The sequence below is a fragment of the Vibrio sp. 99K-1 genome, assembly GCF_013114585.1.
GTDB classification, from domain to species: Bacteria; Pseudomonadota; Gammaproteobacteria; order Enterobacterales; family Vibrionaceae; genus Vibrio; species Vibrio chagasii_B.
Map to the genome: position 1 here is coordinate 81,945 of NZ_VTXF01000006.1, position 12,919 is coordinate 94,863.

Consider the following 12,919-nt stretch of genomic DNA (forward strand, 5'->3'; position numbering starts at 1 on the left):
TTACCACTTTTTGTTCTGGTTGTTAGGAGCACTTTTTTGTTGTGCTTGTAAAATCATTTGCGCTTTAAGCAGTTGGCTTGGGTCACGCGCACTCTCTACTTGCTCAAGCTTTCGCATATCCGGGTCATTCGATAGCGGTTGCCCTGAGGCCTGTGCTACAGCTTGTTGAGCATTTTTATCACCTTTCTTATCTGAAGCTTGCTGAGCGCTTGCACTTTGAGGCTGCAACTTATCCTGCCCTTTTTCCTCAGACTGGTTTGCTGTACTTGGCTGCTTAGATTGCTCGCCCTCTTGTTCGCCTGCATTTGCACTCGATTGGTCTTCTGCTTGCTCTTGGCTTGTGCTTTGAGGTTGGCTATCAGCTTTGCTCTGCGAGTTTTCATTGTCTGCAGAGTTTTGCTGTTGATCCTTTGAGCCTTGCGAAGAATCATTTTGCTGACCTTGCTGACCTTGCTGACCTTGCTGACCTTGCTGACCTTGCTGACCTTGCTGACCTTGCTGACCTTGCTGACCTTGCTGACCTTGCTGACCTTGCTGATTCGGTTGGTCTTGGCCTTGGTCTTTTTGGTCTTTGGACTCAGAATCATCTTGCTGTTGCTGTTGCTGTTGCTGTTGCTGTTGCTGTTGCTTCTGGGCTTGTTTCACGATTTCTAGATTCTTCTTCGCATACTCATGAGCAGGGTTGTTTTCGAGAATGCGTTGATACTCTTCGATCGCTTGATCGTACTTGCCTTGCTGTGCTTGAGCATTCGCAAGGTTGTAACGAGCACTTTCATCAGTTAAACCTTGTAGTGTTTGCTCAGCCGCTTCGAAGTCTCCCGCTTTGTACTGTGAGATGCCTTTCCACTCTTGCTGTTTGAATTGTTCCGCAGCCTGCTGGAAATCTTCATCTTGATAAAACTGATAACCTACTTGGTCGTCGGTTTTCCATGGGCTTGCAAACGCCGTGTTCGGTTGGCTAAAAGACAAAACCATAGCTAACCCGCACCAAATAACCCCTTTCCTGAACAGCCCAAGTACAGGGAGTAATAGGAACGGCAGTAACCAAAAGCCATTGTTCACTCTGGTGTTGAGTGAGTTATTGGTTTTGGTTACTTCCGTCGTTGTTGCTATGCGGTCGAGATATCTCGCAATATGTTCAACATCCGAATTATCAAATTGAACCTCAGTAAAGGCGCCACCATAGCTGCGTGTCAGATCGCGCATGTTCTTTAAGTTGGTTCTTGCAACTACCGTCTGTCCTGAGTCGGTTTGCATCATCGAGCCACTTGGTAATGAGATTGGTGCGCCACTTTCACTGCCCACAGCTAAGATAGATAGCGTCCAATTGCCACCAGATAGTAGCGAGTCGATCTCTTTCTTTTCTTGGTCATCGATGTCATCGGCAATGAGCACCAAATCACCTTGGTAGATCTTTGCACGAGTCATCATCTCAATGGCAAGCTTAACCGCTGCGGGGGCATTACTGCCTTGGTAAGGCATGATATCCGGAGACAAGTTCGGTACTTGGCTCTTAATGGTGTTGATGTCTGACGTTAGTGGGCTAATGGTATAAGCATCGCCAGCGTAAGCGACCATTCCGGTTAAGCCCTCATTCCACAATGAGAGTAGATCGAGCGCTTTATATCTCACTTGCGTTAAACGGTTTGGTTTTATGTCGGTAGCGTAGAGCGACATCGACATATCCATCATCACAACTCGTGCCTGTGTTTTTTCAAAGCTAGGCTGCTCATTGTTTTGAAAGCTTGGTCCGGCTAGCGCAATAACACCAACCAACCACCAGATACCAAAGTAAGTACTGCGGTTTTTAGACGGTTTGCTTGATTCTGGGGCTAAATATCGCGCGATATGAGACGCCAATAACCCTTGTTTCGATTGTCTCTTGCTGAGCCACCAAATAGCGGGCAGGGCAGCAAGTGCTAACAACCAATATGGGTAGATAAAAGTAAAGTTAGACATTGTTTCTCCTAATGGCTAACAGCATAAATGCGAAGAACATGGCAGCCGACAAAGGCCATACAAACCACTCTTGTTGTGGTCGCCATATTTTGGTCGCATTTGTCACGGGTTCTAGTTGGTTGATAGTGTCGTAAATCGTTGCCAGCTCTTTGCTGTCACGCGCCCGGAAATATTGGCCGCCAGTGCGTTTGGCAATTTCCATTAGCGTGCGTTCATCTAAATCTTGAGCGGTGTTTACTTTACGAGTCATGAAGAACTCTTTAACCATCATTTCGCCTGCGCCAACACCGACGGTGTAGATGGTTGCGTTGTACTTCTTGGCAATATCTGCAGCCTCTAATGGGTCTAACACTCCGGAGGTATTACTGCCGTCGCTGAGTAGAACCATCACACGTTGAGGCGCATCACTATCTACAAAGGTCTTGGTTGCCAGGCCAATGCCGTCACCAATCGCGGTTTGATTACCGATCAGTCTCAGGACTGCTTGATTGAGTTGCTGTGACAGCGTGTCTCTATCCAAAGTCAAAGGTGTTTGTAGGTAGGCATGATCGGCAAAGAGCACCAAACCAACTCGGTCGCCTTTGCGGCGTTCAATGAAGTCACTCAATACATGCTTCACTGCCGATAAGCGGTCGATGTACGCGCCATTGAATTGCATGTCCTCTTGGCTCATGGAGTAGGAGAGGTCGACAACCAACATCAAATCACGGTGCTTTGGTTGAAACTCAACAGGTTCGCCATACCAAACTGGACGAGCGCTCGCCGTTACCAGCAGAAGCCAAATAATGACGGACAGCGCCTTTGGCAAGCGGGTGCTTGGCGTTTTGGTATTACTGTCTTCTGGTAAAAATGGAAGCTTAAGAGCACCGCTTGATTCTGTTTTAGGTGAGAACAAGTAAACGAGAAACGGCAATGGCGCGAGGAAAAACATCCACCACCAAACGAATTCAATGTTTAGTAAGTTAGTGCTTAGGAGATTACTCATAACGACCTCGCTTTGGAGGAAGGGCTTTGCGAATCCAAGTTTCGCAGTCAGTCACCAATTGTTGTTGGACTTTATATTGTTCTTCGTTCATTGAAGTTGGGTCTTGATAGAGTGACTGTTGCCAATGAGCTTGTTTCTCTACAAACAACGGTTTTTTCAATTGTGCGTCTAAGAACTTCAACCAATCATCACCAGCTAGGCCTGCTACTTCTTCTCGTGGGAAGTAGCTCAATGCAGCCTGACGAAGGATGCGTTGTGCTTCACTTGGAGATAAACGATCTGAAGACTGACTATTGGTGAAGTAAGACAGCGCTTCTTGCTTCGCCTGTTGATTGTTTTTTCTGCGTCTTACAATGAAAAATACAAGGGCAATCAAGATGATGGATGTGACAATCACTGCCCACCAACCCCACGCTAGAGGCCACCATGTTGGTGCATCTGGTGTGATCACAGGGCTTAAATCTAAGGGCTGCTTCATGACTGAGCTCCTGATATCTGGCTCATCAATGGCAGTGCACTCGACAACGAGCTATAGGGTATCGCGAGAGATAAGCTCAGCTGTTGTAGCTGCTGTTTTTTTAATGAGAACGCGTGATTGAGTTTTTGCTTCTCTTTCGTAGAGGAGAAGTTAAACCATTGCGTTTTATTGCCATCGGTGACTTGTTTTGAGCCTTTATAGGCCGTTTGACCTTGCTCTAGCGGATCATAAAAATGTACCAGACGTACTCTGTTGTGTCGGCGAATTTGGCTGATAAGTGAGTAGTCACTTTCTTGGTAACGCACAAAGTCACTGAGCATAATAATATCGCTTCCTTTTGGGCAAAGTTGATGAAGAGACTTCAATCCATGCTCCAAGGTGGTATCGCAACGATTATCGTCGTTGGTTAGCGCTGCATTATTGATTTCTATGACTTTTTGCAAAATACGCAAAGGAGCATGGTTACTGCCACTCGGTTTGATTTCTATGATTTCTTTGCCGGTATCGATGACTGCGCCAATTCGGTCTTTTTGAGCGACGGTTAACCAGCACAATTGACTAGCAAAGTGCGCAAGTTGAACTGATTTCAGCAATAGGGTTGAGCCGAAAATCATGCTGCTTGATAAATCTAAGTACAAGATGACAGGTTGTTCTCTCTCTTCAGAGAACAACTTAGTATGCGCTTTGCCTGTTCTTGCCGTTACTCGCCAGTCAATGCTGCGTATGTCATCGCCCGCTTGATACTGGCGAACTTCTGAGAAATTCATCCCGCGACCTTTGCGGTTGCTTTCGTGTTGACCATTGAGCTGTGACCAGAGGCTTTTCGCTGGAGGCAACCATCGAACAGACTGCGCTTTGTACTGCAGCAGTTCGTCCAGGTTCAGCATCACGCCGTCACTGTGGTTCGGTAATAAATTATTCATGCGCGTGTCCCTATGCGCTACCAACCAACGAAATAAGGTGTGCAATCACTTGGTTTGCTGTGACACCTTCAGCTTGTGCGTGGTAGCTACGAAGCAAGCGGTGACGCAAGACAGGAAATGCCATCGTTTGAACATCTTGAGGTGTGACATAGTCGCGACCCGCAAGCCAAGCATGTGCACGAGCGCAGCGGTCGAGCGCAATGGTCGCACGCGGACTCACGCCCATATCTAGCCACTGATCCAGTTGGTCGCTGTACTGCTTAGGTTGGCGAGTCGCCATTACTAGTCTGATGATGTACTGCTCAATGGTATCTGCCATGTGGATATTGAGTACTTCTTGGCGCGCTTCAAAGATAGTCTGCTGAGAGATTTCTTGTGGTTGTACCGATTCGTTACCTTGAGCTTCACCGCGGTTGAGTCGCAGGATCTCAAGCTCGCTTTCCATGTCTGGGTATTCAACTTCTAGGTGCAGCAGGAAGCGGTCTAATTGAGCTTCAGGCAGTGGGTATGTGCCTTCTTGCTCAATCGGGTTTTGTGTCGCCATCACTAAAAACAAGTCTGGCAGGGCGTAGGTTTTTCGGCCTGCAGTGACTTGCTTTTCCGCCATCGCTTCTAACATCGCCGCTTGCACTTTTGCAGGAGCACGGTTGATCTCATCCGCCAGGATAAGCGAGTTAAAGATTGGTCCAGATTGGAACGTAAATTCCCCTGTCTCTGGTCGGAAGATATCGGTACCCGTTAAGTCCGCAGGCAGTAAGTCAGGGGTAAATTGAATGCGGTGGAAATCCCCTTCAACACAATCAGCGAGTGATTTGACTGCACGGGTTTTCGCTAACCCCGGAGGACCTTCAACCAGAATATGACCATCAGCAAGTAGTGCGATCATCAGTTGTTTGACGAGCTCTTGCTGACCAATGATTTGAGACTCTAAATAGTTTTGAAGGACTTCGAAATTCGTTTTGTGCATTTTGGACTCTCTGGGTATCCATTTGATTTTTATTGTGAGTATTGGTCACTTTTCGAAAGCAAAAAGTTCCGGTACATCTACGTAATTTATTTTTTCAAATTTGGAATGATTTACAAGCGCTTAGCGAGAAACGCGTTTGATAGGTGGTTTTTACCATATCAATCGATGTTTATACACCAAAGTGCTTACTGAGGTAGTTGTGTATGTGTGTGGAAGTTTTAATTGCGTAGAGGGTCGATGACGGTCGAATGACGGCATATTTGGTGTGCCGATACTGTACGATTTTTGATGATTTTGCTTATTACATTGTTTTGCAAATTTTTGCGATATGACTCTTTAGATTTATGGGTATTGGTCGATACATAACTCAGACTGTGCATTTTAGCTTAAGAGTGCACTAAAAAGCCCTGTTTTTGGGATACAAATGAAGAGCGATTCTTTTTAAAAGGTCCAAATATGTTTAAAACTAACTCTCTGAGTATTAAGCAAAAGGTAGTACTAGGTATTACTTTTGCGGTTCTTGCCTCTACGGTTATTGTTGGCGCGATGGCACAGCAACAAGCACGAGACGTATTGAGTCATCGATTGGTCGATATTGAACTTCCTGGAATGCTAGAGCGAATCAATGGTGAGATTGACCGTGAAGTTTCCCAGTTATTACTGGCTGCTGAGCAAATCGCTTCAAATGAATTTATTTCTGATGCAATCGAGTCGACAGATCGCGATCCAGCGTTAGAGAGTAAGTTGGTTAAACAACTGAATAATGTGCGTAACCAATACAACTTAAATGATGCTTCAGTAGCAAACCGTCAAACGGCGTATTACTGGAACCAAAATGGCTTCCTACGCCAGCTTAATCAACAACAAGATGGTTGGTTCTTTGGCTTTACTCAATCTGGGCAGCCAACCATGGTGAGCATGTTCCAAGAAGCCAACGGTGAAGTGAAGATGTTCGCTAACTACCAACAGCCTTCAGGTTTGGCGATGTCTGGTCTATCAAAATCGATGGACGACATGGTGAGCCTTCTTAATGGCTTCAAAATTGAGAATACTGGTTTTGTATTCTTAACCGACAGCCAAGGTGACGTGCAGATTCACCGTGAGCGTTCTCGCAGTGATTCTTCTCTTCAACAACTTTATGGCCCTCAAGCAAGCCAACTTCTGAATAAGTCAGGTTTCAACCTGATCACGACAGAGAGCCAAGGCCAAGAACTGTTTGTCGCAAGTTTGTACGTGTCGTCAATGGATTGGTTCGTTATTGGCGTTGTTCCAACAGGTGAAGTGTTTGCTGAGTTAGATGAGACAGCCCAAAAGATGCTGATCATGACTGCGGTAGTGGCATTAGCATTTATCTTGATGGGCGTAGTACTAGCGAACAGCATCACTCAGCCAATCAAGCTATTGGCTAAGCGTTTCAGTGACCTTGGTGAAGGTGACGGTGATCTTGCGCAGCGTATTGAAGTGAAAGGCAATGATGAAATCGCTCAGCTTTCAAAAGGCTTCAATGGGTTCATTGAAAAGATCCATGAGTCGATGAAGGAGGTATGCTCTACAAGCCAAGCGCTTCAAGTGGCGGCAGAGAGCGTTTCTAACAAAGCACACATCACCCATGACAACAGCCAAGAGCAACGTGACCAAACTCTTCAAGTGGTGGCAGCGATCAACCAAATGGGTATGACCATCAGCGAGATCGCATCGAACGCCGCAACCGCAGCTGAAACGGCAACACAAGCTTCGGGTAATACTGAAGTTGGTCGCTCTGTGGTTAACAAAGCAAAAGATGCGATAAGCCGTTTGGCACAAGACATCGAAAGCACTGGTCAAGTGGTTGAGCAGCTTGCTTCAACAACGCAAGACATTGGCTCTATTCTGGGTGTTATCCGTGATATATCAGAGCAAACCAACTTACTTGCATTGAATGCTGCGATTGAAGCTGCGCGTGCCGGTGAGCAAGGTCGTGGTTTTGCGGTAGTAGCGGATGAAGTTCGTAATTTAGCAAGTCGTACTGCAGATTCAACGGAAGAGATTCAGAAGATGATCAACCAACTGCAAAGCGATGCAAAAGATGCGGTAACCGCAATGAGTGCGGGTAAAGTGATTACGCTTGAAGGTGTATCAGCATCGGATGAAGCGGTTGATGTATTGGGTGGTATTTCTGACCGTATCGTTGATATTTCAGACCGTAACACGCAAGTCGCAACAGCAACTGAAGAGCAATCAACGGTGGTTCACACCATTAATCAGAATATCGAAGAGATCAACGCGATCAACGAAGTTACAACGGGCACAGCGGAGCAACTCGCTGAGGCGAGCCAAGAGCTTCGTGACTTGTCTTCTCGCCTAGATAAGATGGTTGGTTCATTCAAGCTTTAATCCTTTCAAGCTGTAACATGGCTTAGAAAGTGATATAGACGAAGAGCTGGATTCATTTCATCGTGAATCCGGCTCTTTTTATTGGTGGACTCATTTGCTTCTAACTGCCTTTAGCTTGATCTGGTTTCGGGCTTTGCTTTCAATCAACCTAGCATCATAGAGCGGAAATGAGTAAAATCTGATTAGGTTTAATATTTAGGTAAGTATGTATCATGAGCGATTTTGAAAAAGAACTAGAGCAGATGACTCAAGAGATGGGCGATGAGCCAGAAGTAAAACTGCCATCACTTGAAGAGCAGAAAGCGATTGTTGCTGAGTTCAAGCGACTAGAAGCGGAAGGCAAACTGACACCTGAAGTATTAGAAGCGCACTTTGGTCAGTTCAACAAAAAGAATGATACGCCAATTCACTAAGTTAAAAACAAACCTAGTTGTTGGGTTACAGCGTTAAATGATTGGTTGAGCTGAGGCTCAAACTAAACAGATAAAGGTCTAGCACACGCTAGGCCTTTTTTATTGCTTACTGATACAGGTCGAATCTAAAGAAAAAATCCCCCTTACAGCGTAAGAGGGATTTGAATTGGGCAAGTTATATCTTAAAGGCTTAGCGCTTATTCAGTGCCGTACTCTTTGTACAGGCGACGACATGCTTTGCCATCGCTGTGGAACAGGTGACAACGGTGCGCTGGGATACCGATAGCAAGCTTGTCGCCCGGTTCAACCGTTAGTGTGTCTGGTTGACGGTAGATAACATCAGCATCTGCACTTTCAAGGTTTAGGTAAACTTGAGTTTCGTTACCTAGCTTCTCAACAATCATCACTTCGCCTTCAATCGTTGCGTCGCCCGCTTCTGCAGACATCAAGTGCTCTGGACGAACACCTAGTGACATGCGGTCACCAACGTTAACGGTTGTACCATCAACAGGGATCCAGAAAGTCATGCCGTTTGAAAGCTGTACCAGTACGCGCTCTGCTTCCGCTTGTTCAATGTGTACAGACATAAAGTTCATCTTCGGCGAGCCAATAAAGCCAGCAACGAAACGGTTTTGAGGGTAGTGGTATAGGTCAAGTGGCTTACCAACTTGAGATACGTAACCGCCATCAAGTACAACGATTTTGTCAGCCATTGTCATCGCTTCCACTTGGTCGTGGGTAACGTAGATCATGGTGCAACCAAGCTGGCGTTGTAGTTTAGTGATTTGTGAACGCATTTGAACACGCAGAGCAGCATCTAGGTTAGATAGCGGTTCATCCAGTAGGAATACGTTTGGTTGAGAAACCAGAGTACGCCCAATTGCAACACGCTGGCGTTGACCACCAGAAAGTGCTTTAGGTTGGCGCTCTAGTAAGTGACCAAGCTGTAGGATTTCAGCCGCATGCTCAACACGCTTATCAATTTCTGCTTTGTCCGCTTTCGCTAGCTTAAGACCGAAAGACATGTTGTCGTAAAGGTTTAGGTGAGGGTATAGCGCGTATGATTGGAACACCATACCTACGCCACGCTTAGATGGCTCAACGTCGTTCATGCGTTGATCGCCAATGTACAAATCACCAGACGTAATGTCTTCTAGACCTGCGATACAACGTAATAGCGTCGATTTACCACAACCTGATGGTCCAACGAATACTACGAATTCACCTTCGTTGATGTCTAAGGTTACGTCCTTAGAAATCTGTACATCACCATATGATTTATAAACGTTTTTTAACGTGACACTCGCCATCTAGCTTGTCCTCGATCGATCAAATTTTAAGTTTTACTGCTTATCATTATAAGAAATTTTTGGGTCAGCAGTAACTGTAGGAATTGGTAAGTATTGAGTGAGTAAGAAAAAAGTGGGTGAGACTTGGATTCTGTAACCAAGCCCACCCGTCATAGCCAAACTGGTGCCTATTTCCCCCACATCCAGCTAAACCTCCCCCGTGATTCCATCACAGATTTAGCTCGATGCTTAATAAAGACAACAGCGGGCAGTGAAGCCAACTTAATGCATTATGTATGAAACACAACACTCGCTGGTAAAGGGTTCTTACTATCCACTCTTGGATGGATGCAGTTTCGGTGAATTAGCGTAAGCGTACATCCTCCTAATGGAAAATTAACTAGGGGGAGTAGGAGGGGAGGAGTAGATATAGGGGTTTAATAATAATTGGCGATCCAGTTCAAATAAATCCACCGCATAACGGTGATGCTGATCACGATGAGTATGTGTTTTGTGATTCTAGTCTCTAATCTGACCGGATGGTGATCACGAATTTAAGCCATAATAGCTAGGGCGTAGTGGCTAGGATGATGAGCTAGGGGCTGTTTTCTCAGATCATAACCGTCGAAAACTGGCTCGTCTTGTTAGATGTGCCCTACGTATAAATATAAAAAGGATATTCACATGAAAAACGCTCTAAGCGCTGTAGCTCTAGGTACATTAGTTGCTCTGGGTTCTTTTGGTGCAAACGCTGCTATCGAAGAAGGACAACTAACAATCTGGGTAGGTGGTGACAAAGCTTACGAAGGCATGGCTGAAGTAGGCAAACGCTTTGAAGAAGATACTGGTGTTAAAGTAACAGTAGCTTTCCCTGACAAACTAGAAGAGAAGTTCTCTCAAGTTGCAGCTGCTGGTGACGGCCCAGATATGATTTTCTACGCACACGACCGTTTCGGTGGTTTCGCGGAAGCAGGTCTTCTTGTTGATATCAAACCTTCTAAAGAGACAAAAGAAGGTATCGTAGACTTCGCATGGGACGCAGTTTCTTACGAAGGTAAGACAATCGCATACCCTGTTGCTGTTGAGTCAGTTTCTCTAATCTACAACAAAGCACTTGTTCCTAACCCACCTAAGTCTTGGGAAGAGATCCCAGCACTTAACGCTGAACTTCAAAAAGAAGGCAAGAAAGCGATCATGTGGCCTCTACGTGGTGGCGCATACTTCACATGGCCTCTACTAGCAGCTGACGGCGGTTACGCATTCAAACAGACTGCAGAAGGTTACGACATTAAAGATGCGGGCGTAGCGACTGATGGTGTTCAGAAGTCTCTAGGTTTCATCGAGAAGATGGTACAAGACAAAGTTATCTCAGCAGACATGGACTACTCAGTAGCTGAGTCTGAATTCGTTGCGGGTAACGTTGCAATGACTATCAACGGTCCTTGGGGCTGGGCAAACATCGAGAAAGCTGGCGTAGACTACGGCGTAGCAACACTGCCTAAATTCAACGGTAAAGCGTCTAAGCCTTTCGTTGGCGTATGGGCTGGTGGTATCAGCACAGCTTCTCCAAACCGTGACCTAGCGGTTGAGTTCATGGAAAACTACCTTCTGACTGATGAAGGTATGAAGAGCCTAAACGACGACAAGCCACTAGGCGCTGTTGCTCTAAACTCTTTCCAACGTCAACTAGACAGCGACACTCGTATCGCAGCAACAATGGACAACGCGATGAACGGCGAAATCATGCCTAACATCCCTCAGTTCACAACGTTCTGGTACAGCATGGAAGAAGCGATCGGCAACGTAGTTGATGGTCGTCAAACAGTAGACCAAGCACTGAAAGGTGCTGAATCTCGCATGACTAAGTAATAACTAAGCACTACCTTTTAAGGAGGGGGCAACCTCTCCTTACTTTTCAATTTTTATCTATATCGCTAGCAGGTTCCTCTATGCAGTCAGTTCAAGGTACAGATGCTATCCCAGCACCATCAAGCCTTCCAGGCAGTAAAAGCGTCTTCATCAAATGGGGGTTGCTTGGTAGCGTTGGCTTAATTAACGGCTACGCTACAATTCTAATGTATTCTCGCGGTGAGCTTGCTTTTGCATTGCTTACTGTGATCTTAACGGCTTTGGCACTTTACATTTTTGGTAGTAAGAAAACTTACGCCCACCGTTATATCTACCCAGGTATTGCCGGAATGATTCTGTTCATTCTTTTCCCATTGGCATACACCGTAGGGCTCGCGTTTACTAACTACAGCGCAAAAAACCAACTCTCTCTAGAGCGTACACAAACCGTTCTTCTAGACCGCTCTTTCCAAAGCGGCGAAAGCTACCCATTCACTTTGTACAAAACAGATAACGGCCACCAGATCGTGGTTAAAGATGGCGATCAACTGTTAGCGACTGACGTATTTTCTTTAGAAGGTATGACAGCGACAGACATGGACCTATCAGTTATCGAATCGACTCAAGGTGAAAAAGAGAAGATCAAAGCGATCATCCAAAATAGAGCAGCGATCAGCGGTGTTGATTTCCACCTGCCAAACGGTGATGACATCCGCATGAGTGGCTTACGTAAGTTTGCTTCAGTTGCTCCGCTTTATACACTTCAAGAAGATGGTGAAACACTGGTTAATAATGAAACCGGTGATGTTCTAAAGCCAAATATGGATGTGGGGTTCTATCAACCTGTTGACGCAAATGGCGAATTTACGGGCAACACAATCTCACCTGGCTTTGTAGTTGGCATCGGCACACATAACTTTGAGCGTGTGTGGAAAGATGACGGTATTAAAGAACCTTTCATTAGTATCTTCATTTGGACGGTTATTTTCTCTGTATGTACAGTTGCGTTCACACTGGTTATCGGCCTTGTGCTTGCAAACATCGTACAGTGGGAAGAGCTGAAAGGCCGTTCCGTTTACCGAGTTCTACTGATTCTGCCTTACGCAGTACCAGCGTTTATCTCGATTCTTATCTTTAAAGGTCTATTCAACCAGAGTTTTGGTGAGATCAACATGGTACTTGAGAATATCTTCGGTCTAAGCCCGAACTGGTTCTCTGACCCGATTCTTGCGAAAACCATGGTGTTGATTGTAAACACATGGCTAGGTTTCCCTTACATGATGATTCTGTGTATGGGTCTGCTTAAAGCGATTCCTGATGACCTATACGAAGCGTCAGCAATCGATGGTGCGAACTTCTTGGATAACTTCAAGCGTATCACGTTCCCATTGATGATTAAGCCGCTAACACCGCTACTGATTGCAGCGTTTGCCTTTAACTTCAACAACTTCGTAATGATTCAATTATTGACAAACGGTGGCCCGAACATGATTGGTACTTCTGAGCCAGCGGGGTACACAGACTTGCTTGTAAGCTACACCTACCGAATTGCATTCGAAGGCGGCGGCGGTCAAGACTTTGGTCTAGCAAGTGCTATCGCGACGCTTATCTTCCTTTTGGTTGGTGCACTAGCGTTACTAAACCTTCGTTTCACTAAACTGTCTCAAGATTAAGGAGCACGACA

10 protein-coding genes are annotated in these 12,919 nt (G+C 45.7%); 4 read left to right on the forward strand and 6 right to left on the reverse strand.

Annotated features, from left to right (window positions below; translation table 11 throughout):
• Genes F0228_RS06590 through F0228_RS06610 form a run of 5 tightly spaced genes read right to left on the reverse strand, consistent with a single transcriptional unit; the run spans nt 1 to nt 5,312 of the window.
• The gene (locus F0228_RS06590; RefSeq protein WP_171762049.1) at nt 1-1,959 is read right to left on the reverse strand and encodes a VWA domain-containing protein; all 1,959 of its coding nucleotides are present in this window, start codon (nt 1,957-1,959) and stop codon (nt 1-3) included.
• On the reverse strand, nt 1,952-2,944 hold the full coding sequence (locus F0228_RS06595; RefSeq protein ID WP_171762050.1) for a VWA domain-containing protein: 993 nt from the start codon (nt 2,942-2,944) through the stop codon (nt 1,952-1,954). Before F0228_RS06595 ends, F0228_RS06590 begins: the two co-directional genes overlap by 8 nt.
• Entirely contained in the window at nt 2,937-3,422 is a 486-nt protein-coding gene (locus F0228_RS06600; protein ID WP_171762051.1) for a DUF4381 domain-containing protein, read from the reverse strand. Before F0228_RS06600 ends, F0228_RS06595 begins: the two co-directional genes overlap by 8 nt.
• Nucleotides 3,419-4,345: a DUF58 domain-containing protein gene (locus F0228_RS06605; RefSeq protein ID WP_171762052.1), complete on the reverse strand. Its 927-nt coding sequence runs from the start codon at nt 4,343-4,345 to the stop codon at nt 3,419-3,421. Before F0228_RS06605 ends, F0228_RS06600 begins: the two co-directional genes overlap by 4 nt.
• A gap of 10 nt (nt 4,346-4,355) precedes the next feature.
• Nucleotides 4,356-5,312: a MoxR family ATPase gene (locus F0228_RS06610; protein WP_102425566.1), complete on the reverse strand. Its 957-nt coding sequence runs from the start codon at nt 5,310-5,312 to the stop codon at nt 4,356-4,358.
• 456 nt (nt 5,313-5,768) lie between these two features.
• Between F0228_RS06610 and F0228_RS06615 the strand changes: the two genes are divergently transcribed.
• Together F0228_RS06615 and F0228_RS06620 are read left to right on the forward strand one after the other, a co-directional pair.
• Entirely contained in the window at nt 5,769-7,685 is a 1,917-nt protein-coding gene (locus tag F0228_RS06615) for a methyl-accepting chemotaxis protein (protein ID WP_008215806.1), read from the forward strand.
• A 212-nt stretch (nt 7,686-7,897) separates the two neighbouring features.
• Nucleotides 7,898-8,098: a hypothetical protein gene (locus F0228_RS06620; protein ID WP_004737706.1), complete on the forward strand. Its 201-nt coding sequence runs from the start codon at nt 7,898-7,900 to the stop codon at nt 8,096-8,098.
• A gap of 197 nt (nt 8,099-8,295) precedes the next feature.
• Here the strand turns inward: F0228_RS06620 and malK are convergent, their stop codons facing one another.
• Nucleotides 8,296-9,408, reverse strand: a complete 1,113-nt coding sequence (gene malK, locus F0228_RS06625) for a maltose/maltodextrin ABC transporter ATP-binding protein MalK (protein ID WP_008215804.1) — start codon at nt 9,406-9,408, stop codon at nt 8,296-8,298.
• Nucleotides 9,409-10,071: 663 nt separating this feature from the next.
• Here malK and malE point away from each other — a divergent pair.
• Nucleotides 10,072-11,256, forward strand: coding sequence for a maltose/maltodextrin ABC transporter substrate-binding protein MalE (gene malE / locus F0228_RS06630; protein WP_061032154.1), 1,185 nt, complete (start codon nt 10,072-10,074; stop codon nt 11,254-11,256).
• Between the two features lie 80 nt (nt 11,257-11,336).
• Nucleotides 11,337-12,908 carry a maltose ABC transporter permease MalF gene (gene malF / locus F0228_RS06635; protein ID WP_061032155.1) on the forward strand — a complete coding sequence of 524 codons (1,572 nt, stop codon included), beginning with the start codon at nt 11,337-11,339 and terminating at the stop codon, nt 12,906-12,908.
• The last annotated feature ends 11 nt before the right edge of the window (nt 12,909-12,919 follow it).

Bases quoted from the DNA above. Each gene is read 5' to 3' on its own strand.
- F0228_RS06615 (WP_008215806.1), top strand. From the start codon at position 5,769: ATGTTTAAAACTAACTCTCTGAGTATTAAGCAAAAGGTAGTACTAGGT.
- F0228_RS06600 (WP_171762051.1), bottom strand. From the start codon at position 3,422: ATGAAGCAGCCCTTAGATTTAAGCCCTGTGATCACACCAGATGCACCA.
- F0228_RS06590 (WP_171762049.1), bottom strand. From the start codon at position 1,959: ATGTCTAACTTTACTTTTATCTACCCATATTGGTTGTTAGCACTTGCT.
- F0228_RS06605 (WP_171762052.1), bottom strand. From the start codon at position 4,345: ATGAATAATTTATTACCGAACCACAGTGACGGCGTGATGCTGAACCTG.
- malK (WP_008215804.1), bottom strand. From the start codon at position 9,408: ATGGCGAGTGTCACGTTAAAAAACGTTTATAAATCATATGGTGATGTA.
- F0228_RS06610 (WP_102425566.1), bottom strand. From the start codon at position 5,312: ATGCACAAAACGAATTTCGAAGTCCTTCAAAACTATTTAGAGTCTCAA.
- malE (WP_061032154.1), top strand. From the start codon at position 10,072: ATGAAAAACGCTCTAAGCGCTGTAGCTCTAGGTACATTAGTTGCTCTG.
- F0228_RS06595 (WP_171762050.1), bottom strand. From the start codon at position 2,944: ATGAGTAATCTCCTAAGCACTAACTTACTAAACATTGAATTCGTTTGG.
- malF (WP_061032155.1), top strand. From the start codon at position 11,337: ATGCAGTCAGTTCAAGGTACAGATGCTATCCCAGCACCATCAAGCCTT.
- F0228_RS06620 (WP_004737706.1), top strand. From the start codon at position 7,898: ATGAGCGATTTTGAAAAAGAACTAGAGCAGATGACTCAAGAGATGGGC.